Source organism: Streptomyces olivochromogenes (genome assembly GCF_001514115.1).
Classification (GTDB): Bacteria; Actinomycetota; Actinomycetes; order Streptomycetales; family Streptomycetaceae; genus Streptomyces; species Streptomyces olivochromogenes.
The window spans coordinates 145657-169341 of record NZ_KQ948463.1; the positions used below are offsets into that span (position 1 = coordinate 145657).

Consider the following 23685-nt stretch of genomic DNA (forward strand, 5'->3'; position numbering starts at 1 on the left):
CCCTCCGGGTCATGGGCTGACGCCCCAGGTGACGCGGTAGCCGCACTCTCCGGAGCAGGTGAACACGCTGGTCGCGTCGTCGTTGACGTAGGAGTAGGCGTTGGGGTCGGCCGTCTTGAACACCGCGGCGGAGTTGACGGGCCACGAGGACGGCACGCACTGGGGGCGAGCGGCGTAGGCGCCGGTGCAGCAGGTCTGGTCCGTGTTGAACACCAGGCAGGCGCTCAGGCACGCGACGATGTGGCCGTCCCGGATGCGCTGCAGTTTCTTCGGGCAGGTCGCGTTGGTGTCCTTGACGCACCCTGCCGCGGTGCAGCCGTTGGCGTCGATCTTGTCGGTGGAGGTGCCGCCGTAACTGTTGATCCACATTGGCAGGTTGTAGCCCTCGACCTGGCTGACGTCGTAGAAGTCCATGCCGTTCCAGGCGTTGAGGTTGAACTCGGCGAGGGTGGAGGGGAATTCGCCCCAGGTCGAGCCGCACTGGAAGTGGCCGCAGCCGCCACTCAGGCAGTTGCCGTTGCCGGCGGCGTCGAAGGAGCAGCCGGTGCGGGCCCAGAGGCGGACGTCCCAGTGGTCGGGGATGGCGAAGCTCAGGCTGGCGCCGGGGCGCAGCACCCAGCCCGTCGCTTCGACGGGGTGTTCGGGGTCGGCGGCGATGGCGGGCCAGACGGTCTGGTTGAGGCGGTTGATGAGGGTGATGGTGCGTTTGCCGGGGGTTCTGGCGGCGGTCGTCGGCTGCTTTGCCGTGCGGGAGGGGGAGGCGGTGGCGGAGGGCGATGTGCGGGGCGTGGAGTGCGGGCTCGCCGAGCGGGACGGTGACGTCTTCGGCGAGGAGCTGCTGAGCGGGGTGGCGGTGGCCGTCGTACGGGGCGTGGCCGAGGGGTCGGCGGCGAGGGCGCGGTGTGCCGATGCGGGGCCCGACTGCATACGGGCCAGCACCACGCCGGTCACCAGGGCGAGGCACGTGAAGAGTACGGCGGCGGTGGCGGCCAGGCCGGAGAACCGGCGGCGCCGGCGGCGGCGATGCATGTCACAAGACTCCTGTCCGTTCCCACGGGCGTGGGGCTTCCATAGGGGAGACCGGAGTGGTTCGTGCGGGATAACGGAAACGGGTGTGGCTGGCGGAGCTGCAGCCGGCGGAGCTTTGCCGTGCCGCTTGAGGGCGTGCCGCCTTGAAGGGCCGTGCTGCTGGAGTACGGGACCGGTTGCTGTGGTTGCTGTACTTCGCTGCTGTACCGCCGCCTCAGGGCCTCATCCTCATCGGGTCGATCATGCCGGACCTCCGTCGTCGGCCAACCGGCTTCGCACCTCGGCTGATTGTGCGCTGAGGTTCAGCGTCGAACGCCCCTGTTCGCGCGTGTTGGTGTCAGCCACTGGTGTCAGCCGCCGCACGCGGCCCTGACAAGCATTGCCGTCACTCAGCGGATGGCCCGGAGCCGGCCCGACGCCTCGCCTGTACAACCAGGACCAGCGCCGCCGTGACCACCAGCACAACATTCAACGAGTCAGCAACCATGACAACGGCGAAGGGTGCGCCGACCATGTGCGGCACCTTGGCGACGAGCATGCCAAGACCCATGAGCAGGGGAAACCATATCGAGTAGAAGCGCACGCCCTGGCGGGGGCTCGCTCCTTTGCGAATCTTCGCCTGCTCCCACCAGCGGTAGCCGAAACCGAGAAGAACCAGCAAGCAGCCCATCACGACGACGGACCAGTCCATGAACCTGAGCATCGATACCCCTCGTCGGCACGGATCTGCCCTACGTGTCGGTTGTGTGTGCTGTCCATCGGTGCCTAGGGGGCGCGCGGAGATGCGATGGGCCTGCGCCATGGGAAGGGCAGCCGGCCACGCAAGATCACTGCGGCGCGTTCCCGCAGCGCAGAGAGCCTGTCAGGCCAGTCATACGACGGGAATGAACCGCTCAGGTTCTTAGCGCGATCTTTGCCCTCCTTGCAGACGTTGCGGAGTGTCCTGTCCGACCGCCCTCGATCGTCCTCGTCGGGTCAGTGGTCCGCGCAGCACGGGGTCGGGTCCGGGACCTCGAACGGGACCAGTGTCCCGCCCGCGGCCGGCATCGCGGCCAGGACCAGTCGTCCTTCGCGCCACTCCGGTCGTACGTGATCGCGGGTGACGATCCGCTGGTCCGGGTCGGGGCCGTCGGGCGCCCCGAGGACGACGATCCGCTCGACCGCGGAGACGGCCAGCAGCCGGGCGACGGTCACCGTTCCGGTGAGGGCGTCGGCCCCGGCGTACCGCACGGCACGTCCCCCGGTGCGCGCGAGGTGCTCCGCGGCGGCGTGCGCGGCACCGGCGGCCAGCTCGTCCGGACCGTGCCGCTCGGCGCCCAGAGCGGCGCCGAACTCCCGTTCCCTGAGCTCCCGCCAGGCCGCGCGGGCCACCCGCTCCGAGGGCGTGGAGAAGGACAGCGCGGTGTGCCGCCGTCCCTCCCGCACATGGTGCGTGCAGCCCACCACCCCGTCGTTCAGGCCGAGTTCGGCGGCGAGGTCGAGGAGGAGATGGTCGGCCGCCCGCAGGGTTCCGGACAGGCCCGTGTCGACCCCGACGACGTACCGTTCGGTCACGACGGCAGGATCCACACCGGGTTGGAGTAGAACCACAGGTCCTTCCACGGGTCCGCGTCGCCGACGACGTCCACGGCCGGGCCCGCCGGGTCGACCGCCGCGCCCATCAGACCGGTGGCGGAACGGTTGCCGTCGGTGCCGCGCAGCCGGACGTACACCGGGCGGTCGACCGCGCCGAGGGAGTACGACAGACGCACCACGCCCGTGGACTTGTTCACCTCGTACGACCGGACGACCTTCGCGGTCGGCGCGGTGAAGGTGTCCTTGTCCGCGACGGTGCCCGTGACATCGCCCTGGATGACGTCCACGCGGGCCAACTTCGGTACGAAACCAGCCCAGTTGGGCCCGTCGGCGAGTGCGATGTCGACCGTCAGCGTGACCTTCTGCCCCTTCTTGACGTGCAGCGCGCCGCCGAGGGTCGCCCAGCGGCTGCCGCCCGCCACCCGCGCGTCGAGGCCGCTGATGAGCTGCCCGTGGTCGACCCACACACGCCCGGCGCGGATGCCGTCCATGACGGCGGCGTACGAGAAGCCGTCGGCACCGACGTGGGTACGGCTGTACTGGCCGGGCCAGTAGTCGCCCTGGGTGACGTCGATCTTGCCGCCGTAGACCGGGTCGGTGTGCCTGCCGTTGGCGGTGAAGTCACTGTCCGGGCCGCCGCGGACGGCGGTGTCCGTGTACACCTGGTGGGAGTCGGAGTTGGCGGTGATCCACCAGGGCTTGCCCTCGGCGAGGAGGCTGTCCCACAGACCGCCGACCGTGGCGGTCATCCAGTCGAAGCCGCCCCAGGTGCGGTAGCTCTCCAGCGGGTAGCCGGCGAAGGAGTCGGCGCTCGGGTTGTTGTCGTAGATGCCCCGGGCGCGCCCCATGCCCAGCGGCGTGGCGATGCCCGCCGCCTGGTGGCCCGGCGCGCCCTCGAAGCCGACGGCGATCTGACGGCCCGAGCCGGTCGCGTCGCGCCAGCCGCGGATCTCGTGCGGCGAGTCGACACCGCGCCGCGCCGGGTGGTTGGCGAGCATCAGCGCGTCCTTGACCTTGCGCCGCCGCACCTGCTCCGCGAGGAAGTTGAGGCCCGCGACGGCGAGCGCCTCGTTGGCGGGCGAGGACCCGCTGGTACCCGTCACGCTGCCGTCGTAGGACGTCTCGAACGCCTTGAGGACGCTGACCTCGTTGTTGCCGGGGTGCACGAACACGGTGCCGTGCTCGGCGCCGGGTATGTTCCACTCCAGCCCCTGGAAGACGAGCGTGTCCTCGTACTTCTCCCGGGCCTCCTTGATGTCCGGGTTGACCTTGTCGACACCGATCTTGGCGTGCGTCTCGCTGCCGTGGTCGGTGATGACCATCCAGTCCAGACCGTGCCGGGCGCCCTGCCGGACCTGGTCGCCGACGCGGTACTTGCCGTCGCTGCTGTACTGGGTGTGGATGTGGTGGTCACCGGACAGCCAGAGGAACCCGTTCCGTCTGCGACCGCTCGTGGCGCTGGAGGCGTACGCCGGTGCCGCCGCCCCCTGTGCGAGGACGCCACCGGCGGCCAGCCCCGCGCCGAGCAGACCCGCACGGCGCAGCAGCGAGCGGCGCGACTGCTGCTCGGGGGTCAGGGCCTCGTCGGGCACGGAGGCGTCGAACGCGGCGGGAAGCGACTCACTCTCCTGGCCGTGACCGTGGTCGTGACCGTGACTGTGGTCGTGCTGGTGACCGTGGTGGTGATGCCCGTGCCCCATGCCTGCCTCCTGAGTCGTGCGCCGCGAGTGCGACAGCGCGCCACGAGGAGATTCGGTGCGGAACGTGAACACCGGACGGCGGGCGCGTGATCGGAGGGCGATGGGGGCGAGTCGACTCACCACTTCCCCCTCAACTACCCACCCAGGCCCACCAGTAGCTCCGCCCACACCACCTTGTGGGCCATCCCGATCCGGGGCTCCACACCCCACCGCTCGGCCAGCGCCGCGACGAGCACCAGCCCGCGGCCGCCTTCGTCGTCCGGCTCCCGCAGCACCGGCAGCCGCTCGGTCCGCCCGTCGGCGACCTCCACGCGTACGACGGCGTCGCGCAGCACCAGCCGTACTCGGAAGCTGCGCCCGCGCACGCTCCCGTGCCGTACGGCGTTCGCGGCCAGCTCGGCCACGACAAGGCTCACGTCCTCGTTCGCCTCACTGTCGTACGCGAATCCCCACGCGTCCATCCGGTTCGCGACCAGCCGCCGAGCCAGCCGGGCGCCTCGCGGCGTGGAGCTGAAGAGCTGCGTGAACGTACGTACGGTGACCGGTTCTTGGGCCCGGATGTCTCCTTGCATGGCCCAACGGTCCCGGGTGTCTCGGGCGTCGACCAGCGACGCCACTCGTACGCCGGGATCTGTAGGAGTTCACGCTGTGGACAGTAGGGGTAACCGTCCGTGACCATACCTGGCATGACCAACAGCACCACGAACGAGCCCGAACCGTCGGACAGTCTGAAGACGTTCGGCCTGGTCCACAAGGCCTGCCGCAAGCGGGCGGGGCTGACGCAGGAGGAGTTCGCTCCCCTCGTGGGGTACCAGCCGTCCACGGTGGCGTCGATCGAACAGGGGAGACGACTGCCGCCACGGGCCTATGTGGAGCGGGCGGAGGAGGTGTTGGATGCGTTCGGTGTACTGAGGGCGGCGGCGAAGTATGCGACACGGCAGCCGGGGTTGGCGTCCTGGTTCCGCGAGTGGGCGGAGCTGGAGGAGCAGGCGATCAGTCTCTATACGTACGAATGCCGCCTGGTGCCGGGCCTGTTACAGACGGACGGGTACGCGCGGGCGGTGATGTGGAACGTGCCTCAGCGGCCGACCGACGAGCAGGTAGAGCAGCGTGTGGCCGCGCGCTTCGCGCGACAGGAACTGCTCGGTACGAGCCGCGAGCGGCCCACGGCGTTCAACTTCATCATCGAGCAGGCGGTGTTGGAGCGGCACACGGGCAGCGAGGAGGTCACGCGGGTCCTGATCGACCACCTGCTGGAGGTGACCGAGCGGCACTGGAACGTCGAGATCCAGTTGATGCCGCTCCGGCAGCCGGTGCACGCGGGTCTTGACGGCCCCATGCACCTGCTGGAGACCCCGGAGAACGAGTGGCTTGCCTACGCCGAAGGCCAGAAGACCGGGCACCTGATCAGTGACCGTAAAGCGATCAGCGTGCTCCAGCAGCGGTATGCCAAGATGCGCTCACAGGCTCTCACCCCAGAAGACACAGCGAGCCTGCTCCGGGAGATGCGAGGAGCGCTATGAGCACCACTGAACTGGCCTGGTTCAAGAGCACGTACAGCGGCAGCGAGGGTGACGACTGCGTCGAAGTAGCCCTCTCCTGGCACAAGTCGACGTACAGCAGTGGAAGTGAAGGCGACTGCGTCGAAGTAGCCACCTGCCCCACCACCATCCACATCCGCGACTCCAAGCACACCCCCGGCCCTCAACTCGCCCTCTCCCCCGCCCCCTGGACCGCGTTCGTGGAGTTCGCCGCACGCGAGGGCGTGGACCGGTCCCGCTGAATCCACAGCACGGCGCCCGCCAGCAACGCCGTGCCCCAGCAACTTCTGATCTGCGACGGCTTCGGCACCCCGCCTTAGTACTCCACTCGCGGCTCTCCATTACCTCTGGTCAGAGGCCTTGTTTGGAGTGTAGTTGGCTGACGCCCTGTCAGGGCGGTGGCCGCGGCAATGACTCGGTGGCTTCGGCGACAGTAGGACCAGTGGGGCCGGTGTGAGGGTGGCTGGAGCCGGGTCGTCGAGGAACGGGCAAGATCCAGGAGCCGATGGGCTGCACCAGCGTCAACCCGCCCGCGCGACTCGTCCGGTCGGGCGGGCCGCCTCTCGTCCCGGATTGGTCCGATTGATCGGATCCGCCGGTGGGTCGCGCCGGGACGTTCCGGGCGGCGGCAGAGCCGAGGTTATGAATGCGTCACCTGACCATCCATGAGCATCAACCTCAGGAGCCACACGATGCGCCCCATCAGAGCGGCCTGTCTCGGCACGGCCACTGCGCTGGTTACCCTCCTCGCCTGCGCCCCTGTCGCGGCCGCCGCCGCGACGGACACCGATTCCGCCCACGCCAAGGGCGGAGGCCGGGTCATCACACTCATCGGCCGGCTCGCGCAGCAGACGCGCTTCCCCGTCAACCCCGGCGGCGCCCCCGCCCAGGGCGATCGGACCGTCTTCCGCTCGATCCTCTTCGACCAGCACGGCAACCAGGTCGGCGGCACCTGCACCACCACCCGGGTCGACAACAGCGGAGCGGAGGAGTGCGTCGTGACCTACAACCTCCCGGGTGGCCAGATCTCCGTGCAGGGGATGGTCTTCGGCATTCTCAACCCGGGCCCTCCCCCTTCGTTCGACAACGGGATCACCGGCGGCACCGGGGAATTCGACCGGGCTCGTGGCTCGGTCCACGCCGACACGATCGCTCCGGGCACGAGGCGGTTCACGATCGACCTCGACCGCTGACTGCCCCTGCCCCGCCCGGCGAGAAGGCTGGCCCGTCCACGATGCAGGTCAGCAGCACTCTCCACCTATTTGATCAGGGGCCGGACAAGGCTCCTCGTGCAAGCCCGAGGCTAATTTCCTGTCCCTGCTTACTGACTAGTTTCTGAACAGTTGACCATAATCAGCCACTTGAGTAAGCACGCCTGACCGGCGCAATACGTCCCAGAGCGCCACCTGGTTCGCGGTGATCACGGGCAGACCACGATCCTCCTCCAGCGCCTCGATCACACCGATCGAGCGGAATCCGTTCCCAGCGATGAAAATGCCTTCCGCATCGGAAGGTACGTTCCTGCGTACCCACTCGTAAATCTCAACAGGAGATGCGATCGAACCCAGGTTCGGATGCGGAACTTCCTGAGGGGGATGCAGATGGCTGACATGAACCACATTGAATCCGTGTTCGCGGAAATAGTCCACCCCTTTCTGATCCAGCTCGTCGCTGAAAAACGGCGCGTGAACCAAGGCGATCCGCTCCGCTCCCAACGCGCGAAAAGCAGCTACCGCCGAGGTCGCGGGCATGCGGACCGGAATTCCGTTAGAACGTTTCTCGAGACGAGCCACGAGGTTTTGTTCTCCGGACTTTCCGACGAGATAGCTGCCAGCTGTGAAGGCGAAAACGATTGCCTGGAGCGGCAAGCGGGACAGTTGCGCCGTCGCGTTGTCAGGGCCGGGAGCATCGGCGTATGTTTTGAGTTCACTGAAAGGTACGCGCGCGGCGTGGATGGAAACGCCTTCGGGTGCCATTGTCGAGAACTCGGACTCGATCACGGTATTATCGTCGTGCGTCAGCACCCCGATCCGCGCACGCCATCCCAACCCGTCGGGCTTCCAAGTGCTTACATCTGTGCGCATGCGCACAGCCCTTCCCTTTGAAAACTCGCTTGGCATTCAAGGTGACATCCGCGCCGAACAAGTCGCGCAAATGCGATTCTCGCCTTCTGAACTTAGCACCCGGGTCAGGGCTTCGCGAATGGAACCTAGTGCCGCATCAACCAACGTTCGCCCTGTAGTGCCGCGCTATTTGAAGGACGTGGCCGACATTGGTCATCCGTCACGCTGTCCTCGTGGCTGAGCGTGTGCGGGTGCGGGTGCGTGAGATCCGTGATGCACAACTTCAACGCCGACGGCTTCGAGGCGCTCTACCCCAAGTACCGGGGCGGGCGCCCGAAGACCTTCACCCTCCTGGAACGGCGGGAGATCAAGAAGATCGCAAGGACCCCGGCCGCGAACCTCGACCGCGCCGCCGGGCCACCTACGCCCGCCCGCACGGCGTGCGCCACCTCTTCGCGGCCTACGACCTGGGCAAAGACCAGCTCTACGGCCACATCAAGAAGACCAGGAACCGTAGCAAGTTCCTGGCATTCTGCCGCTACCTGCGCTCGCTGCACCCGGCGGACGTACGCATCGCGATCGTCTGTGACAACTACTCGCCGCACTTGACGACCAAGCCCTGCCGGCGGGTCGGCGCGTGGGCGGCTGCCCATAACGCCGAGATCGTCCACACCCCGACCAACAGCTCCTGGCTGAACAGGATCGAGGCCCAGGGCAGTATGATCCGCCGACACATCATCTGGCGGAACAAGAACGCCGCCGACAAGCGCCTCACCGCCCTCGTCCATAGCGCGAACGCCGCCTGACCCGCGCCGCCGGCGTTTGTCTTGGGCCGTCAGGTCAGGGGCGGTGACGCACTCATCGCTGCCGTCAGGAACGTGATCGCCCATCGCCGGGCCGCCTCGCCCGCTACCGGGGACACGCAGCCAGGGGAGGGCTGCTGGTGGACCTGGAGGCGCTCGACGGCCGTCACGGCAAAGATCCCCCGCATCCGGAACCACAGCTCCTCCGGGGAAAGGCCGGGCAGTACGCGCGCGAAGGCTGCGAAGTAGCGCTCACGGACCGAGTCCTCGGCCGGGCCGGTCCAGCTGCGTGCCTCCTCGGCCGGGTCGCTGAGGATCGTCACGATCAGCCGGGACGTCCGGGCGCCGCCCTCGTCGCCGGCCGGCATCTCGTCGAACAGCGGCCCCGCGAATGCCTCCACCAGTTCGCTGACCGGTGGGTCGGGGGTCCGGGCGAGCAGTTTGTCGAGCCCGGCGCACTGGGCAGCGGTGATGGGCTCGACCACGCGGCGGACGACTGCCGCCATCAGCTCCGCCTTCGAGCCGAAGTGGTAGCCGACGGCGGCCAGGTTCGCTCCGGCGAGTTTGGTGATCGCGCGGACCGAGGTGCCGCGGTATCCATGCTCGGCGAAGAGGCGCTCGGCCGCGTCGAGGATCTGGGTGCGGGTGTCTGGGGTCGCCACACGAGGGACTCTACATATGTTTGAATGAAACGAACGTATGAATCAAACGAACGTATGAAAGAGGACTGTCATGAAGCTGCTCGTGTACGGCGCCGGGGTTTGCGGCAGCCTGTTCGCCGCCCGCATGCATGAGGCCGGCCACGACGTCTCGCTCCTCGCCCGGGGCGAGCGCCTGGCCGCCCTGGGCCGGCACGGAGTACAGCTCGCCGAGGAAGACGGCCCTGTCAGGCGGGTGCCGGTACCGGTGGTCGAGCACCCGGACGGCGGGTACGACCTGATCACCGTCTTCGTCCGCACCCACCAGGTGGATGCAGTGCTGGAATCACTCGCCGGTGTCCAAGGTGACGTGCTGTTCCTGCTCAACTGGGCAGCCGGCCCGGAGACGCTGGGTGCGGTGATCGGCCACGCGCGGGTGCTGCTCGGCTTCCCCACGACTGGCGGCACGATGGACGGCGACGTGGTCCGCTACCGCAAGAGCAATTTCATCACCCGCCGGGTCGCGATGCCGATCGGCGAGCCCGACGGCCGTACCACCCCGCGACTGGAACGGATCGTGGAGACGTTCCGTACCGCCGGGATCAACGCCAAGGCCGAGCCGCAGATGGATGCCTGGCTCAGGACGCACGCCGCCTTCGAGGTCCCGCTCGGGCAGGCGGTACACGCGGCGGGCGGCCCGATAGTGCTGGCCGACGACCCGGACGCGGTCCGCGGCATGCTCCACCTCATGCGGCAGAACCTCGCCGCGATGGAGACGCCGCCGGTACCTCGCGCGTTCGCCGCGTTGCGGGCTCTGCCGCAAGGACTCCTCGTGGCCGTGCTCCGGCGCTTCCTGAAAAGCCCGACGGCCGTACACAGCGGACTCAACGACCCCTCGCCTGCCGCGGCGGCCGAACTCACGCGGCTGGCCGAACAGATCCGTGCCCACGCGGGAGCCCGCTAGGCAACCCAGGACGGCGAAAGCGTCACCACGCACACCACCACGTCCTTCAAATAGCGCGGCATTACAGGGCGAACGTTGGTTGATGCGGCACTAGCCTCGATTCGTCAGCGGTGATCGCTGAGGCCGCGGGCCTTGTCGCAGCGCACCCGGTCCTCCACGCCGGCATGTGAGCGATGCAGAACATCAAGCGACTGTGCATGCTGCGACCCCGAAATTCCCCACACATGAAGGACGTTGGTGGCGGTGATCGAGTAACGCCGGCGCAGGAACATGGCAAGAGATTCGGTGGTGTTCCGCGCACCACGCCGCCAGCAGGTGACGCCGTAGTTCTTCTTGAACGTGGCCCGGGTGCCCTGTTTCTTGGATGCCGAGGTGATGATGGTGGCATCGAGGTCGCCACCTGCCCCACCACCATCCACATCCGCGACTCCAAGCACACCCCCGGCCCTCAACTCGCCCTCTCCCCCGCCCCCTGGACCGCGTTCGTGGAGTTCGCCGCGCGCGAGGGCGTGGACCGGTCCCGCTGAATCCACAGCACGGCGCCCGCCAGCAACGCGGTGCCGCCCAGTAGCCACGGCAGCGGCCCCGCCGGAAGCACCCCGACGACCAGACCACTGAGCGCCGCCACGAGTTGGAGGGCCAGGGACTGGACGGACAACGCCGTGGCGCGCCCGGCGCTGGGGACACGGCGGTGCAGGAGCTCGTTCCCGCTGGGCGCCCCCGCACCGATGCCGAGGTAGACGAGGGCGTAACCGCCGGCGGTGAGGACCGTGGCGCACGGTGCCGTGGACACCGCCGTGGCGCCGAGCAGAAGCAGCCCGCTCGCCCCGGCGCCGAGGCTCACCAGGACCGCGCGCTCACCGCTGCCCGCGAGCCTGGCCGTGAGCGGAGCGAGGTGGCTGCCGACGCCCGAACTGACGAAGCCGACGCAGGCGATGACGGCGTAGAGGACGGCGCCGGACTCCGAGGCGCCGGTGAGGGCGGCGGCGCGGCCGGGGGTGAGGAGTTCGAGCGCGGCCAGGGCGCAGCCGGTGGCCCCGGCGCTGAGGAACACGCGCCGGACGAGGGCGTCCCGTGCGCCCAGCCGCAGTCCGCCCACGACGGTGGCCGGGATGCCCTGGAGGACGTCGCGGAGGGTGGTCTTCGCGCGGGGCGGCTCACGCAGGGCGGCCAGGACGTACAGCACGAAGACGACCTCCACCACCGCGCCGAGGAGCAGCGGAACGGAGAGGGGCAGTACGAGCCCGGAGGTCGCCGCGTCCAGTCGGGCCCCGAGGTCGGGGCCGAGTCCGAGGAGCCAGGGCAGGGCGCCGCCGAGGAGCGTGCCGGTGGCGAGCGCGGCGGAGGTCGCGGAGCCGCCGCGGGCGAGTCCCGTACGGAGTTCGGCGTCGGGGCCGACATGGGCGTGGACGGTGTCGACGTACCAGGCTTCGGCGGGGCCGCTGGACAGGGCGCGGGCCGTGCCCATCAGGACCATGCCGAGGGTGAGGACCCAGGCGGTGGTGCCCAGCGCCTGAAGGGTCAGGGCGGTCAGGTTGAGCAGTCCGGCGGCGGCCAGGACGGCGCGGCGGCCCAGTACGTCGGAGAGTCCTCCGGTGGGCAGTTCCAGCGCGGCGGCGGTGAGGGAGTGGGCGGCGAAGAAGCCCGCGATCGCGGCCATGGTCATGCCCCGCTCGGTGAAGAGCAGGATGAGGGGAGCGATGGTCAGCCCCGCGGGCAGCCAGAAGAGGGCGCAGGCCGTGACGTAACGGCGGCGGGCGGTGTGTAAGTCCGGCGACGTGGTCATGACCCGGAACCACCCTCGGTCCCCGACCCTGCCGAACCCGGCTCCTCTCCACCCGGCTCCTCTCCTCCCGGATCCACGTCCGGCTCGCGCGGCGCCACCGGCAGCCCCGCGGCGACGAACACGACCCGCTCGGCCCGCGGATCCTCCGCGTCACGCGCGGTCAGTTCCTCCAGCTTGTGGTCGATCGACTCCCAGAGTTCGGAGAGCGACTCGGGAGTCAGACGGGGCATCAGGTCGGTGATCCCGGACGGTTCGACCCACTCCTGGCCCAACCGCCCTTCGGCGACGTCCGCCTCGTACCGTACGAGCGACGCCTCCAGGTGCGCGATCTGGCGCCTGCGCGACAGGCTCACGAAGTCGCGGCTGGCCGGAGAGTCCTCCATGGCCTTGTTGCTCCAGGAGGTCACGGAGTGCACCGCCTGCCAGCGGCGCTCCCGCCCGTCCCGGTGCGCGGCCTCGGCGACGAACGCGTACTTCGCCAGAACCCGCAGGTGATAGCTGGTGGAGGCGGACGACTCCCCCGTCCTGACCGCGAGTTCACTCGCGGTGGCCGGGCCGTCCTGCCGCAACATCCCGAGCAGCCGGATACGCAGAGGGTGGGTGAGGGCCTTCAGGGCCCCGGCGTCCCGCTCGGGATCGAGTACGCGTTTGTGCTCGTCGCTGACCATGACCGGAGGGTAGAACGCCCCGGACACTTTCCAAAAGTATTTTTGCAGAATTTATTTGGCAATCATGGCGATCAGGTGTTGGCGCCGCGTGCCGCCACCCGCCAGCGGTCCAGTTCCACGCCCTGGCGGGCGATCACCAGCTCGTCCGCGAGGTTCACCGGCTGGCAGACGTGGTTGGGGACGACGGCGAGTACCGAACCGAGGCGGGGGGCGGGTACGCCCTCCGGGAGGTGGACCACCGCGTGATGCTCCCAGAGGGCGGTGATCGTGGCCTCGGGGTACTGCGGGAGGTAGCCGTGGCCGGTCACCCACGCGGAGCGGTCCGCGCCGAGGACCTTGCTGCCCGCGTCGAGGACGAAACGGTCCGGGGCGGGGACACTGATGACCGTCGAGGCGGCGGCGAGGGCCAGGTCGTCGACACCGCAGCAGCCCATGGCCAGTTGCTGGGCGTCGTTGAAGACGTAGACCCCGGGACGGAGTTCGTCGACCGGGCCGGGGCGCCAGCGACCCGTCGTCGGAGTCGAGCCGCCGCTCAACACCCGGGGTTCCAGGCCCAGTTCGCGCAGAGCCTCCGCCGCCTCGAACAGGGCCCGCTCCTCGTCGCGGGCCGCCCGCTCCCGGGCCTCGGGGTCATGGCCGTATCCGTGTCCGGGGAAGGTGAACGCGCCGAGCACGCTCAGCCCGGCGTCCGACGCGGCGCGGGCCACCCGGCCCGCGTCCGCGGCCGGCACCCCGGTCCGTGCCGTCCCGCAGTCCACCTCGACCAGCACCTCCACCGCGCGGTCGCTCCCCCGCACCGCGTCCCCCAGCCGCCGCGCCGCCTCCACCGAGTCGACCCCGACCCGCAGCGCGACCACGTCGGCCAGTCGGCGCAGGCGCCGCGCCCTGCTCTCGTCCGGCCAGAGCGGATAGGCGATGAACAGGTCGTCCACTCCCGTCGCCGCGAACGCCTCCGCCTCGCTCAGGGTCGCCACCGACAGCCCGCGCGCACCCGCCCGGAGCTGCCGCCCCGCGATCTCCGCGCACTTGTGGCTCTTGGCGTGCGGCCGGAGAGCGAAGCCGCCGGCCCTGGCGGCCTCGGCCATGCGGGCGATGTTCCGGTCCAGTACGTCGGCGTCCACGACCAGCGCGGGCGTGACAAGCCCTTCGGGCAGTTGCTCAAGCATCACTACGTCCTCCCCAGTTCCCCACTTCGCTACAGCCTCCCACTCCCCACATGCCTGTGTATATTAGGCCCCAACCTAGGACCCCTAGGTAATCGCCAAGGCAATCCAGACACACCAGTGCCCAGAGGTGGTCCCCATGGCCCGTGCCGGACTGACGGCCGACCGCGTCGTCGAGGCCGCGGCCGACCTCGCCGACGAGGTCGGGTTCGAGAACGTCACCCTGTCCGCGTTGGCGCGCCGGTTCGGGGTGAAGGACGCGAGCCTGTACTCGCACGTCAAGAACCTGCAGGATCTGCGGACGCGGGTCGCCCTGCTGGCCGCGGGCGAGATGATCGACGGGATCGCCACGGCGGTCGCGGGGCGGGCCGGCAAGGACGCCCTCGTGGCCTTCGCGGGCGCCTACCGGACGTACGCGCTCGCGCACCCCGGCCGCTACGCCGCCACGCACACCCCGGTCGACCCCGCCGTCGGCGCCGCGTCCGACGCGTTCCGGCGTACCGCCGAGATCACCTACGGCATGCTCCACGCGTACGGCCTGTCCGAGCCGGACCTCACCGATGCCGTACGGCTGCTGCGCAGCACCTTCCACGGTTTCTGCGCTCTGGAGGCGATCGGTGGCTTTCACGCCGCCAGGGACGTGCAGACCTCGTGGGAGCGGGCCCTCGACGGCCTGCACACGGCCCTGGAGCAGTGGCCACGGAGCGAGCGGAAGGAAGAGGATCATGCTTGACAGGCACCACGACGGGCATCACGACGGGCACTACGACGTGCGGGGCAGCGGGCCCCTGCTGCTGGTCATTCCCGGCGGGGCCGGTCATCCCATGGGGCTGGAGGGCGCCGTCGCGCGCCTTTCCGAGCGGTTCACCGTGGTGACGTACGACCCGCTCGGGCTGTCCCGCGGCCCGCTCGACGGGCCGGTCGGGGACCAGCGGGTGGAGGCGTGGAGCGACCGCGCCCACCAGCTGCTCGACTCCCTCCTCTCGGACGGCGAGTCCGCCTGCGTCTTCGGGAGCAGCTCCGGTGGGATCGTCGCCCTCGACCTGCTGGCCCGGTACCCGGAGCGGCTGCGGCGCGTGGTCGCGCACGAGCCGCCGAGCATCGGCGTGCTGCCGGACTCGGCCCGGCAGCACGCGATGATCATGGAGGTGTACGAGATCCACCGTTCGGAGGGGGTGGTGGCGGCGATGGCTCGACTCAGCGCCGGCCTGGAGGGCCGGAGTTGGGAGTCCCATCCACGCCCCGTGTCGGCTGCCGCCGACGGCGGCGCGAGTACGCGGAGCGGGCAGAACGTGCCGGACTCCCGAGAGACGCAGAACACGCCAATGGACATCTTCCTCGGCCACGTCCTGCGCCCCTTCACCTCCCACGCCCTGGACCTGGCCGCCCTGAAGGGGCTGTCCTCCCGGCTCACGCTCGGTGCCGGAAGCGACTCCCGGGGCCAACTCCCCTTCCGCACCGCTGCCTTGCTCGCCGAACTCAGCGGCAGCGACTTCGTCGAGTTCCCCGGGGGTCACCTCGGCGTCCTCCAGCACCCGGTCGCCTTCGCGGACCGGCTGGCCGAGGCGCTCTGAGTCGCCCGGCAGAGGGAGGGATCAACCAGGCGCCGCGTAGAGCTGCACTGTGTACTTTCCGCTGACGGCAGTACCGGCGTCCGTGTACGAGCAGTTGACGATGTTGCCCTTGTGGCCCCCGCTGCCCATCCAGCCGTCAACGACCGCCTTGGCGTCGGGCTTTCCCCAGGACATGTTCTCCCCTGACGGCCCCGCGTTGTAGCCGGCCTCCTTGATGCGCGTCTGGGGCGTGGAGCCGTCGGAGCCCGTGTGGGTTGTCAGGTTGTTCTTCGCGGCGTCGTCCGCGAAGACCTTCGCGGCGTGGGTCAGCTGCGCGTTCTCGTGGAGGGCGGGGCAGCCGGCCTTTTCGCGTTCGGCGTTGACCAGTTGCAGGACCTCGCCGGGCGAGGTCTGCAGGGCGCGTGGCGCGGCGGCGGGGACGGTGACCGTCGCCGCGGCGCCCGCGGCGGCCGCTCCGGTCAGCACCAGCAGTGGGGCCGCACACGCGGCAACGCAGACACGACGTATTCGATTGCTCTTGGTTCGCACGGGATTCCCTTTCGTCAGGGGCGGTCGGCAGCTCCCCGACATCGCGTGCGACGCGACGCGAGGAACGTGACGGCACCCTCCCCGCCCTTGGCCGTCACCAGCCCGCGGCCTCTTTCGCCGCTCGGGTGAGGGGCATGACAACGCCTCCTCGTACAACATCCACATTAAGCCCCACCACGCGGGCTCACGACTCGGGCGCTCCCCCGGCGACACCGCGCAACCAACTTGCCTTCTCCGCACGTGAATTGAGAAACCGCGCCCTCACGTATGTGTGACGGACGCGGGGGCGGCGGGGGGCCATGTCGGTATCTGTGGGTCAGACGTCATGATCGCCATGGCGAGGCAGACACCGCCGGTGCCAACCTGGAGATGGCAGCGCCGACCGGACGGCGACACGCACCCAGGAAAGGCGGACAAGATGGGAATCGATCGTGCTGGGGCGGCGAACGTGGACGTGCCTGCGACGAAGCCGGCCCGAGAGGCGACAGAGCTGATCCGTGACACCACGAGTGAGCTCATCTACCACCACTCGCGCCGGGTGTACTTCTTCGGCAGTCTGCAGGGACGCAACCGCGGCCTGAGTTTCGACCCGGAGCTCCTCTACATCGCCGCCATGTTCCACGACGTGGGCCTGGGCGACACCTTCCGTGACAGCGGCCGCCGCTTCGAAGTGGACGGCGCCGACGAAGCGAGGCGGTTCCTGCGGGCGCACGGGATTCCGGAGGACAGTGTCCGCCGCGTGTGGACGGCGATCGCCCTGCACACCACTCCCGGGATACCGGAGTTCATGGAGCCGGAGGTGGCCCTGGTCACCGCCGGAGTGGAGTACGACGTACTGGGCATCGGATACGACGCGATCCCGGAGGCGGACCGGGCCGAGATCGTGGCCCTGCACCCCCGCCCCGACTTCAAGCACGGGATCCTGCAGGCGTTCCACGACGGTATCCGCCGCAAGCCGGAGACGACGTTCGGCAACGTGAAGGCCGACGTTCTGGAGCACTTCGAACCGGACTTCCAGCGCGGTGACTTCGTCCGTACGATCCTCGAGTCACCGTGGAAGGAGTAGTCCCGCCGGTGTCCGGCCACAGTCTCACGGTCGCCGTCGTCGCCTTCGACGCGGTCCAGCTCCTGGATGGCACCGGTCCGGTCGAGGTCTTCACGACCGCCAACGGCTCGTTTTCCTCGCTTCCTCGCCGGACCGGCCGGCCGAGGCACTCGCTCCCGCGACGGCGGCCGGGTAGGCCCCCGCTACATGGGAATCCCGAAGAGCTGGACCGCGTAATCGCCGGACGTGCCGACGCCGGTCTCCGTGAAGCTGCAGTTCAGCATGGTGCGCTTGTGCGCGGCGCTGCCGAGCCAGCCGTCGACGTGAGCCTTCGACGAGTGGTAGCCGGGTCCGGAGACGTTCTCGCCCCAGCTTCGCCAGTTGTAGCCGACGCGCTCGAGCCGGGTCTCCTCATTGGATCCGTCGGACCCCGTGTGACCGGTCAGATGGTGCGCGGCCATGTCGTTCGCATGGGTCTGGGCGGCCTGGGTGAGTTTCGCGTTCTCCTTCAGTGCCGGGCAACCCGCGTCGGCACGCTCCTTGTTGACCAGGGACAGGATCTCGCTCGCGGAACTCTGTTCCGAGACGCCGGGACGAGTGAATGGCGCGGTGCCTGTCGGCGTCGTCGCCGCGACGGCACCGGCTCCGGCCGCTCCGGTGAGCACCAGCAGAGGGGCCGCACACGCGGCAACGCAGACACGGCGTATTCGATTGCTCTTGGTTCGCACGGGATTCCCTTTCGTCAGGGGCGGTCGGCAGCTCCCCGACATCGCGTGCGACGCGACGCGAGGAACGTGACGGCACCCTCCCCGCCCTTGGCCGTCACCAGCCCGCGGCCTCTTTCGCCGCTCGGGTGAGGGGCATGACAACGCCTCCTCGTACAACATCCACACTAAGCCCCACCACGCGGGCCCACGACTGGGGCCGGCATGCCGGAGGCGTCGGTATCCGCGCAGGTCAAGAGGCTGAAGCAGGCCTAGGAGGTGCCGCGGCGGTCCTTCCCCGTGGAACCCTGCGCACTGAGTGCCTGCACCTCGTCGTACGTCGGCGCGGTGCCCCGCGGTGGGCGGCCTGAGCGGATGTCCGCCATCGCGTCCAGCGCCGCGCCCAGGGCCCGCCGGTAGAGGTACGAGCCCAGGCTGATCCTGCGTACGCCGAGGTCGGCGAGGTGGGAGACGGGCGGGCCCGCGGGCGAGTAGAGGATGTTCAGCGGTACGTCGAGGGTCTTGAGCAGGGCGGTGACGCGGGCCGGGTCGGTCAGTCCGGGGACGAACACGCCGTCGGCTCCCGCCTGTTGGTAGGCGTCGAGACGGCGGACGGTCTCCCGCTCGTCCGTACCGTCGCCGAGCCAGTGGGTGTCGGTGCGGGCGTTGACGAAGAGGTCCGGTACGGCCGCCTTGACCGCCGCGATCTTCGCCGCGTGCAGGTCGGCGGAACCGAGGCCGTCCTCCAGATTGATGCCGACGGCTCCGGCGGCGGCCAACTCGCGTGCCAATCCCGCGACTTCGGCCGGGTCCTGGCTGTATCCGTCCTCGGCATCGACGGACAGCAGATAGGGGGCGCCCCCGAGCTGCCGGGCGAGTCGCACGGTCAGGTCCCGGGTCGCCGCGACCCCGTCCGGCAGTCCGGCCGCCGCGGCGACACCGAGACTCGTCGTACCGATCGCCGCGAAGCCCTGATCGGCAAGGAGCGCGGCCGAGGCGTGGTCCCAGGCGTTGGGCAGCAGGAGGGGCGCGTCGGCGTGGTGGAGCGCGGCGAAGGGAGTCATGTCGACCTTCCGGTGCGGGGAGTCATGTCGACCTTCCGGTACGGGAGCGGCGGGCGATCACGTCAGCTTGCCGACAGCATCGGCGTAGTACGTCGATCCCTCGAGGTGTTCGGCCAGTTGACGGAAGCTCCACCCCTCTCCCGGGGAGTCGTCGAGCTGGTCCTCGGTCAGCGTGTCGAGCCGGTTCGCCCAGATACGGGCGAGGCGGGTGAGCCGGCTGCGCGCCTCGTCCAGGTCCTCGCGGGTGAAGGGCGCGAGGTCCGCCCGCGTCGTGCTCGCCGACGCGTGCCAGTGGTCGGACAGTGGCTCCTCGCCCACGAGCCGGGCCTCCAGCTCGGCCAAGTGGTCGAGGAGATGGTCGGCGACACGGCGGATCGCCTTGTGCGGGGTGTAGACACGGTCGTCGACGTGGGTGGGCCTGCCGTCCCAGGCGGTCCAGGTCGCCGCCAGATCGAGGACGTGGTCCACCATGGCGACGACGCCTTCGGCCGGTTTCCGGGGTGAGGAGTTGTCCATACCGGGAACGCTAGACGCGCGATCCTTCGGCGCCCGCCGAACCGTGTCCGGCGTCGCACCCCGAGAAGCGCGGCAACCTTTCTCCCCGCGGTGGCGACCACCCGGCATGACCAACGCAAGACCCACCACATCGCACCGCCGCCGCCACCTGGCCCGTAAGCCCCTGGCGGCCGGGCTCGGGGCCGTCGGTGTCCTGGCCGGTGCCTGGTACGCGACCGCCACGCCGACGACGACCACCACGGCCGCCGCCCCGCGACTCGCGGCCGTCACGAACACCACGGTGAACCTGGCCGCCAAGTTCCCGTACCTGTCCGCGGGGTACAACAACGCCCGCGAGTGGACGCGCACCGCGACCGCCGTCGCCCCGAACGGCACCCTCCGCGTGGCCTGGCCCGCGTCCGACGGTGTCCACGTCACCCCGCTGACGGCGGCCGGCAAGCGCTCCGGCGCGGACACGGTCGTCAAGGGCGCCAAGGAGGTCGGCGGCCTGGTCGCGCACAACGACGGCTTCGCGCTGCTGACCCGCGTCTCCGACACCAACAAGTGGAAGGAGACGGCGGCGGCCCTCATCCGCTACAAGAACGGCACGCAGGCCTTCCGTACGAAGCTCACGGGGACCGCCTCGCACGACACGGCTCCGCTGCTGGACGGCCAACTCACCTGGAACGGCACCAAGTACGGCACGTACTTCGTCGTGCACGGCGCGGGCGGCTTCGCGGACGGCCACTTCGGCGACAAGCTGAGCTACGTGAGCGCGAAGGGCGCGAAGCTCACGGGCGGCTGGAGCTGGGGGTGCAGCCACAACGAGGGCATCGCGCTGCACGCGGAGACGACCGGCGCGTTCACGTCCCTGTGCTTCGACGACTGGCGCTCGGGTCTGTTCGTCTCGACGGGCATCGGCGCCCCCGACAACGCGCCCGCCGTTCAGCGCGAGCAGTGCTGGGCGGGCTACTGCGGCGGCACGTTCGCGGGCCGCACCGGCGACCTGGTGAAGTCCTCGACGGGCCGGTACGCCACCGCCTTCGCCTCCCGGGGCGCCGCCTCCGCGGCCAAGAACCCGCAGGACGCGAGCGGGCGCGGCTGGACGGTGAAGCCGAAGACGCCGACCCACCAGGTGGCCGTCGCCTTCCTCAAGAACCGCAACACCCCGGCGGGCAAGCCGGACCGCCTCACCAGCGCCGCGGGCACCGAGAACGTCAACGTCCACATAGCCCCCTACGGCAAGGACCGGCTTCTCGTCTCCTGGGAGTCCCTGAAGAACGCCAAGTGCTCGGCCGGCACCTGCACGGGCACCTTCACCGGCACCCACCTGCGCCTGATCGACTGGAACGGCGCCCTCAAGACGCCGGACAAGGTCGTCCAGGCGCGTATCTCCGGTGATATCGCGACCCTCAAGGACGGCTCCCTGACCTGGGCGTACGCCCCCGTCACCCCGTCCTACGCGAGCGCCCTCACCGGGGCTTCACCGACCACGACGACGCTGAAGGTCGCCCGTCTGAAGCCCTGAACCGGAAGCACGTCGAGGGGCCCGAGGGCCAGCTCACGCGGACGTCGTACTCCCCCTGCCCCTGCGCCCCCTCCACCTTCACGGACACCGACTCCGTGAGGGGCAGGGGGTCCGGCTCGCCGGTGAGCCGGGCGAGGGCGACGAAGAGGGTGGCGCCGGGTCCCGTGACACCGGCGGAGTCCAACAGGTTGTGTGCGGGCAGGAGTTCGGCGTGGACGCCGTCGTCTTCCGGCCATCCCGTGACGCGTACCGGCGTCCCCGGGTCCGCTCCCACCACCAGGTGGGCCCGCACCTCCACCGCTCCCCGCGCGACGACCAGGTTCACGACCCGCGCTCCCCCACCCGCCGTGTGCCGGGAGGCCACCCAGCCGTCCCCGGCGCCCAGCGGCTCGATGTCCGTCCGGCTCGGATCGTCACCGACGATCACACTGTTGTCGTACGACGTCGAGGGCGCGGTCGCGGTCGAGTACGCGAGCCGCGTGTAGTAGGGGTCGTAGCGGACGTCCTCGCTGCCGTGGTTGTGGAGGCGGACCAGGCCGTCCGAAGTCGTGCTCTGGAGCAGCCAGTTGGGGGGTCCGACGGGGGTGACGGCGTCGGCGCGGTCCGTCGGGCCGGGCTCCTCCCGCGCCGTCCACACCTCGTGGTCCGTCGGGAGGAGCAGGCCGACGAAGGCCTTGCTCGCCCAGTACGGGGAGGCCGGGCCCGAGTAGCCCTGCAGCACCGTCTCGTCGGGGCCGTGCCAGCCGAGGGTGAGCAGGCCCCGCTCGTCGACCGCGCCCCGGTCGAGGAAGTGGCGCAGGGCGCCGGACGCCAGGCGCCGGGTCTCGCCCGGCGACAGCGGCGTACGGCCGGTGAGGGCGCCGAGCCACAGCGGGGCGGTCGTCGCGAAGCGATAGGTGAGGGAGCGGCCCTGGCGCATCGGAGCGCCGTCGCCGCCGAACAGCCGGGCATAGTCGGCGAGATGGCGGGAGAGCCGGCCGCCGTACAGGTCGAGGAGCCGGGTGTCGTCCGCGAGATGGGCGTGCAGCACCGGGTACAGGTGCATCGCCCAGCCGTTGTAGTAGTCGAAGGCACGGCCGGGGCCGTCGGTGTACCAACCGTCGCCGACGTACCACTCCTCGATCCGCTCCAGCCCCCGGTCGATCGCGGCCCGCGACGCCTCGGGCTCGTGACCGACCTCCGCCAGGAAGCCGCCGACCGTCACCGGGAACAACTCCCAGTTGCAGGGCCAGGGTTCGGCCGTCAGCGCGTCGCCGAGCCAGGCCGCGGCCCGCTGCCGCACACCGTCGTCCAGGCGGTCCCACAGCAGTGGCCGGGTGAGCCGCAGCGCGAGGGCGATCGACGCGGCCTCGACGAGGGGCTGACTGCGGTCCGCCACGCGCGGCCAGACGCCGGCCGTACCGGCGGCTAGTCCCTCGGCGTACCGCTCCAGGACCTTCTCGTCGCGGCGGAAGGCGGCCAGGAGCAGGGTGCGGGCGTAGCCCTCCAGGCCGTCGGAGAGTCGGCCCGACCAGCTCGTGTGCTCACCGGGGAGGTGGTAGAGGGCGCCGTTCTCGGTCGCGTACGGGGCGACCGCGGCGAGCAGGGAGTCGGCCGCCGCCTCCCAGTGGGCGCGGGTGTAGCCGGTGTACGGGCTGAGGGTGCGGTCCTCGTCGGGCATCAGTGGCGCTCCGTGGTTCGGCGGCTCGGTCGGGTGGTACCTGGGGCGCCCCGGTTCCGGACGGGACGCCCCAGGAGTTCATCCCACCCTCACCTGGCGCTCGGGCACCAGATGCTGGGCGAGGAGTTCGTCGCGGACGAGGCCCGCGTAGACCGTGGCGCCGTGCACGGAGGTGTGGGTGTTGTCCCGCTTCTCGTTGTAGAGGTAGATCGCCTTGGAGCCCTCGACGCCCAGCGACTCGACCAGGGCCTTGGTCTTGGCCGTCAGGTCGATGAGGGGCACGTCCTCGGCGGCGGCGACCGAGCGGATGACGGCCGGGTGGTTCACACCGAGGCCGTTGACCAGCAGCGCGGTGTCGTTGTCCAGGGTGCCGTCCGCGTTGAACCAGCGGCGGACGACGGGGGTGACCAGGACCGGGTCGCCGCCCCGCGCGCGGACCCCGGCGACCAGGGTCTCCAGGTTCGCGCGGTACGTCGGCTCGTCGGTCGTCTTGTCGTTGTGCGCGAGCTGGATGAGGACCAGGTCGCGCTGCCGGATGAGCGGCTGGACGGTCGGGAAGAGCGCGGGGTTCTCGAGGTAGGTGACCGTGCTCTCCCCGGAGTCCGCGTAGTTGGCGACCGAGACGCCCTTGCGGAGGTACTGGGGCAGCTGCTGGCCCCAGCCGGTGTAGGGGTCGCCTGGCTGGTCGCAGACCGTGGAGTCGCCGACCAGGAAGATCTGGCGGGTGCGGGGGACGGCCGGGGTCACCCGGATGTCGGCCAGCGCGGGCGCGGAGCCGCCGAGGGCCAGGTCCAGGCCGGGGGTGCCGTCGGGGCCGGTCGGCTCGCCCTCGGGGGTGCGGACGTTCACCGTGAAGCTGCGGGTCACGGGCTTCCCGGCCGCCGTGGCGGTCTCGGGCAGCAGCGCGCGGCGCGTCTCACCGCTGACGCTCGTGCTCGCCGCCGCCTCCCCGCCGAGCCGTACGCGCACGTCGTACGTGCCCGGCGCGACGTCGAAGTGGCAGGCGGTCGCGGTGCAGTTGTCCAGGCCGAGGGCGCGGGGCCCTCCGTGCGCCTGCGCGGGTGTGACCGACAGCGCGGTGGCAGCGGCCACCGCGGCCACCCCGGCAGCGTTGAAACGTCTCATTGCGGCTCCTCCAACAGGACGACAAGACCTGG

At 70.2% G+C, this 23685-nt stretch carries 27 protein-coding genes; 10 read left to right on the plus strand and 17 right to left on the minus strand.

Going from position 1 to position 23685, the window contains the following annotated elements:
- Positions 1–9 precede the first annotated feature (9 nt).
- From AQJ27_RS30920 to AQJ27_RS30940, 5 genes are all read right to left on the minus strand, one after another.
- Entirely contained in the window at positions 10–1029 is a 1020-nt protein-coding gene (locus AQJ27_RS30920) for a thaumatin family protein (protein ID WP_079065377.1), read from the minus strand.
- Positions 1030–1414: 385 nt separating this feature from the next.
- A complete protein-coding gene (locus AQJ27_RS30925; RefSeq protein ID WP_159064427.1) occupies positions 1415–1720 on the minus strand; it encodes a hypothetical protein in 306 nt (101 codons plus the stop codon).
- Positions 1721–2004: 284 nt separating this feature from the next.
- Positions 2005–2583 carry a hypothetical protein gene (locus tag AQJ27_RS30930; RefSeq protein ID WP_067375994.1) on the minus strand — a complete coding sequence of 193 codons (579 nt, stop codon included), beginning with the start codon at positions 2581–2583 and terminating at the stop codon, positions 2005–2007.
- A complete protein-coding gene (locus tag AQJ27_RS30935) occupies positions 2580–4304 on the minus strand; it encodes a PHP domain-containing protein (protein WP_067375725.1) in 1725 nt (574 codons plus the stop codon). Before AQJ27_RS30935 ends, AQJ27_RS30930 begins: the two co-directional genes overlap by 4 nt.
- Before the next feature lie 134 nt (positions 4305–4438).
- Complete coding sequence (locus tag AQJ27_RS30940) at positions 4439–4876, minus strand: ATP-binding protein (RefSeq protein WP_067375997.1); 438 nt, start codon at positions 4874–4876, stop codon at positions 4439–4441.
- Positions 4877–4990: 114 nt separating this feature from the next.
- Between AQJ27_RS30940 and AQJ27_RS30945 the strand changes: the two genes are divergently transcribed.
- From AQJ27_RS30945 to AQJ27_RS30955, 3 genes are all read left to right on the plus strand, one after another.
- Positions 4991–5827, plus strand: a complete 837-nt coding sequence (locus AQJ27_RS30945; RefSeq protein WP_067375726.1) for a helix-turn-helix domain-containing protein — start codon at positions 4991–4993, stop codon at positions 5825–5827.
- Complete coding sequence (locus tag AQJ27_RS30950; protein WP_067375727.1) at positions 5824–6087, plus strand: DUF397 domain-containing protein; 264 nt, start codon at positions 5824–5826, stop codon at positions 6085–6087. The genes AQJ27_RS30945 and AQJ27_RS30950 overlap by 4 nt, the downstream gene beginning before the upstream one ends.
- 450 nt (positions 6088–6537) lie before the next feature.
- Positions 6538–7038 carry a hypothetical protein gene (locus AQJ27_RS30955; RefSeq protein WP_235613783.1) on the plus strand — a complete coding sequence of 167 codons (501 nt, stop codon included), beginning with the start codon at positions 6538–6540 and terminating at the stop codon, positions 7036–7038.
- 135 nt (positions 7039–7173) lie between these two features.
- Here AQJ27_RS30955 and AQJ27_RS56540 read toward each other — a convergent pair whose 3' ends face one another.
- Entirely contained in the window at positions 7174–7845 is a 672-nt protein-coding gene (locus AQJ27_RS56540) for a maleate cis-trans isomerase family protein (RefSeq protein WP_159064428.1), read from the minus strand.
- Between the two features lie 503 nt (positions 7846–8348).
- On the opposite strand from AQJ27_RS56540, the gene AQJ27_RS30960 reads away from it, so the two are divergent.
- Positions 8349–8714, plus strand: coding sequence for a transposase (locus AQJ27_RS30960; protein ID WP_483027182.1), 366 nt, complete (start codon positions 8349–8351; stop codon positions 8712–8714).
- A 29-nt stretch (positions 8715–8743) separates the two neighbouring features.
- Here AQJ27_RS30960 and AQJ27_RS30965 read toward each other — a convergent pair whose 3' ends face one another.
- Positions 8744–9373, minus strand: a complete 630-nt coding sequence (locus tag AQJ27_RS30965) for a TetR/AcrR family transcriptional regulator (RefSeq protein WP_067375730.1) — start codon at positions 9371–9373, stop codon at positions 8744–8746.
- A 70-nt stretch (positions 9374–9443) separates the two neighbouring features.
- On the opposite strand from AQJ27_RS30965, the gene AQJ27_RS30970 reads away from it, so the two are divergent.
- On the plus strand, positions 9444–10313 hold the full coding sequence (locus AQJ27_RS30970) for a ketopantoate reductase family protein (RefSeq protein ID WP_067375732.1): 870 nt from the start codon (positions 9444–9446) through the stop codon (positions 10311–10313).
- A 104-nt stretch (positions 10314–10417) separates the two neighbouring features.
- Here the strand turns inward: AQJ27_RS30970 and AQJ27_RS58935 are convergent, their stop codons facing one another.
- Positions 10418–10750 carry a hypothetical protein gene (locus tag AQJ27_RS58935; RefSeq protein ID WP_235613789.1) on the minus strand — a complete coding sequence of 111 codons (333 nt, stop codon included), beginning with the start codon at positions 10748–10750 and terminating at the stop codon, positions 10418–10420.
- On the opposite strand from AQJ27_RS58935, the gene AQJ27_RS58940 reads away from it, so the two are divergent.
- Positions 10667–10840 carry a DUF397 domain-containing protein gene (locus AQJ27_RS58940; protein ID WP_235613788.1) on the plus strand — a complete coding sequence of 58 codons (174 nt, stop codon included), beginning with the start codon at positions 10667–10669 and terminating at the stop codon, positions 10838–10840. The genes AQJ27_RS58935 and AQJ27_RS58940 overlap by 84 nt on opposite strands.
- Here the strand turns inward: AQJ27_RS58940 and AQJ27_RS30980 are convergent.
- The 3 genes from AQJ27_RS30980 to AQJ27_RS30990 all read right to left on the minus strand — a co-directional run bounded on the left by AQJ27_RS30980 (position 10762) and on the right by AQJ27_RS30990 (position 13933).
- Positions 10762–12099: an MFS transporter gene (locus AQJ27_RS30980; protein WP_067375735.1), complete on the minus strand. Its 1338-nt coding sequence runs from the start codon at positions 12097–12099 to the stop codon at positions 10762–10764. The two genes, AQJ27_RS58940 and AQJ27_RS30980, sit on opposite strands and share 79 nt — an antisense overlap.
- A complete protein-coding gene (locus AQJ27_RS30985; protein ID WP_079065398.1) occupies positions 12096–12767 on the minus strand; it encodes an ArsR/SmtB family transcription factor in 672 nt (223 codons plus the stop codon). The genes AQJ27_RS30980 and AQJ27_RS30985 overlap by 4 nt, the downstream gene beginning before the upstream one ends.
- 71 nt (positions 12768–12838) lie before the next feature.
- Positions 12839–13933 (minus strand): alanine racemase, encoded by a 1095-nt coding sequence (locus AQJ27_RS30990; RefSeq protein WP_067375736.1) that lies wholly within the window; start codon positions 13931–13933, stop codon positions 12839–12841.
- A 136-nt stretch (positions 13934–14069) separates the two neighbouring features.
- Between AQJ27_RS30990 and AQJ27_RS30995 the strand changes: the two genes are divergently transcribed.
- Together AQJ27_RS30995 and AQJ27_RS31000 are read left to right on the plus strand one after the other, a co-directional pair.
- A complete protein-coding gene (locus tag AQJ27_RS30995) occupies positions 14070–14663 on the plus strand; it encodes a TetR/AcrR family transcriptional regulator (protein ID WP_067375738.1) in 594 nt (197 codons plus the stop codon).
- Positions 14656–15504 carry an alpha/beta fold hydrolase gene (locus AQJ27_RS31000; RefSeq protein WP_067375740.1) on the plus strand — a complete coding sequence of 283 codons (849 nt, stop codon included), beginning with the start codon at positions 14656–14658 and terminating at the stop codon, positions 15502–15504. Before AQJ27_RS30995 ends, AQJ27_RS31000 begins: the two co-directional genes overlap by 8 nt.
- Positions 15505–15525: 21 nt before the next feature.
- On the opposite strand, the gene AQJ27_RS31005 is transcribed toward AQJ27_RS31000, so the two are convergent.
- The gene (locus AQJ27_RS31005; protein ID WP_067375742.1) at positions 15526–16032 is read right to left on the minus strand and encodes a CAP domain-containing protein; all 507 of its coding nucleotides are present in this window, start codon (positions 16030–16032) and stop codon (positions 15526–15528) included.
- A 418-nt stretch (positions 16033–16450) separates the two neighbouring features.
- Here AQJ27_RS31005 and AQJ27_RS31010 point away from each other — a divergent pair, with 418 nt between their 5' ends.
- Positions 16451–17098, plus strand: a complete 648-nt coding sequence (locus AQJ27_RS31010; protein WP_067375744.1) for an HD domain-containing protein — start codon at positions 16451–16453, stop codon at positions 17096–17098.
- Between the two features lie 182 nt (positions 17099–17280).
- Here AQJ27_RS31010 and AQJ27_RS31015 read toward each other — a convergent pair whose 3' ends face one another.
- The 3 genes from AQJ27_RS31015 to AQJ27_RS31025 form a co-directional block, all read right to left on the minus strand.
- Complete coding sequence (locus AQJ27_RS31015) at positions 17281–17805, minus strand: CAP domain-containing protein (protein ID WP_159064429.1); 525 nt, start codon at positions 17803–17805, stop codon at positions 17281–17283.
- 248 nt (positions 17806–18053) lie between these two features.
- Complete coding sequence (locus AQJ27_RS31020) at positions 18054–18845, minus strand: isocitrate lyase/PEP mutase family protein (RefSeq protein WP_067375746.1); 792 nt, start codon at positions 18843–18845, stop codon at positions 18054–18056.
- Between the two features lie 57 nt (positions 18846–18902).
- A complete protein-coding gene (locus AQJ27_RS31025; RefSeq protein ID WP_067375748.1) occupies positions 18903–19361 on the minus strand; it encodes a hypothetical protein in 459 nt (152 codons plus the stop codon).
- Between the two features lie 106 nt (positions 19362–19467).
- Here AQJ27_RS31025 and AQJ27_RS31030 point away from each other — a divergent pair, with 106 nt between their 5' ends.
- Positions 19468–20868 carry a hypothetical protein gene (locus AQJ27_RS31030; RefSeq protein WP_067375750.1) on the plus strand — a complete coding sequence of 467 codons (1401 nt, stop codon included), beginning with the start codon at positions 19468–19470 and terminating at the stop codon, positions 20866–20868.
- Here AQJ27_RS31030 and AQJ27_RS31035 read toward each other — a convergent pair.
- Complete coding sequence (locus AQJ27_RS31035) at positions 20813–22528, minus strand: DUF2264 domain-containing protein (RefSeq protein ID WP_067375753.1); 1716 nt, start codon at positions 22526–22528, stop codon at positions 20813–20815. The two genes, AQJ27_RS31030 and AQJ27_RS31035, sit on opposite strands and share 56 nt — an antisense overlap.
- 78 nt (positions 22529–22606) lie before the next feature.
- Complete coding sequence (locus AQJ27_RS31040) at positions 22607–23653, minus strand: rhamnogalacturonan acetylesterase (RefSeq protein ID WP_067375755.1); 1047 nt, start codon at positions 23651–23653, stop codon at positions 22607–22609.
- Between the last annotated feature and the right edge of the window lie 32 nt (positions 23654–23685).

Bases quoted from the DNA above. Each gene is read 5' to 3' on its own strand.
- AQJ27_RS30920 (WP_079065377.1), bottom strand. From the start codon at position 1,029: ATGCATCGCCGCCGCCGGCGCCGCCGGTTCTCCGGCCTGGCCGCCACC.
- AQJ27_RS30925 (WP_159064427.1), bottom strand. From the start codon at position 1,720: ATGGACTGGTCCGTCGTCGTGATGGGCTGCTTGCTGGTTCTTCTCGGT.
- AQJ27_RS30935 (WP_067375725.1), bottom strand. From the start codon at position 4,304: ATGGGGCACGGGCATCACCACCACGGTCACCAGCACGACCACAGTCAC.
- AQJ27_RS30940 (WP_067375997.1), bottom strand. From the start codon at position 4,876: ATGCAAGGAGACATCCGGGCCCAAGAACCGGTCACCGTACGTACGTTC.
- AQJ27_RS30945 (WP_067375726.1), top strand. From the start codon at position 4,991: ATGACCAACAGCACCACGAACGAGCCCGAACCGTCGGACAGTCTGAAG.
- AQJ27_RS30950 (WP_067375727.1), top strand. From the start codon at position 5,824: ATGAGCACCACTGAACTGGCCTGGTTCAAGAGCACGTACAGCGGCAGC.
- AQJ27_RS30955 (WP_235613783.1), top strand. From the start codon at position 6,538: ATGCGCCCCATCAGAGCGGCCTGTCTCGGCACGGCCACTGCGCTGGTT.
- AQJ27_RS30970 (WP_067375732.1), top strand. From the start codon at position 9,444: ATGAAGCTGCTCGTGTACGGCGCCGGGGTTTGCGGCAGCCTGTTCGCC.
- AQJ27_RS30980 (WP_067375735.1), bottom strand. From the start codon at position 12,099: ATGACCACGTCGCCGGACTTACACACCGCCCGCCGCCGTTACGTCACG.
- AQJ27_RS30985 (WP_079065398.1), bottom strand. From the start codon at position 12,767: ATGGTCAGCGACGAGCACAAACGCGTACTCGATCCCGAGCGGGACGCC.
- AQJ27_RS30990 (WP_067375736.1), bottom strand. From the start codon at position 13,933: ATGCTTGAGCAACTGCCCGAAGGGCTTGTCACGCCCGCGCTGGTCGTG.
- AQJ27_RS30995 (WP_067375738.1), top strand. From the start codon at position 14,070: ATGGCCCGTGCCGGACTGACGGCCGACCGCGTCGTCGAGGCCGCGGCC.
- AQJ27_RS31000 (WP_067375740.1), top strand. From the start codon at position 14,656: ATGCTTGACAGGCACCACGACGGGCATCACGACGGGCACTACGACGTG.
- AQJ27_RS31010 (WP_067375744.1), top strand. From the start codon at position 16,451: ATGGGAATCGATCGTGCTGGGGCGGCGAACGTGGACGTGCCTGCGACG.
- AQJ27_RS31020 (WP_067375746.1), bottom strand. From the start codon at position 18,845: ATGACTCCCTTCGCCGCGCTCCACCACGCCGACGCGCCCCTCCTGCTG.
- AQJ27_RS31025 (WP_067375748.1), bottom strand. From the start codon at position 19,361: ATGGACAACTCCTCACCCCGGAAACCGGCCGAAGGCGTCGTCGCCATG.
- AQJ27_RS31030 (WP_067375750.1), top strand. From the start codon at position 19,468: ATGACCAACGCAAGACCCACCACATCGCACCGCCGCCGCCACCTGGCC.
- AQJ27_RS31035 (WP_067375753.1), bottom strand. From the start codon at position 22,528: ATGCCCGACGAGGACCGCACCCTCAGCCCGTACACCGGCTACACCCGC.
- AQJ27_RS31040 (WP_067375755.1), bottom strand. From the start codon at position 23,653: ATGAGACGTTTCAACGCTGCCGGGGTGGCCGCGGTGGCCGCTGCCACC.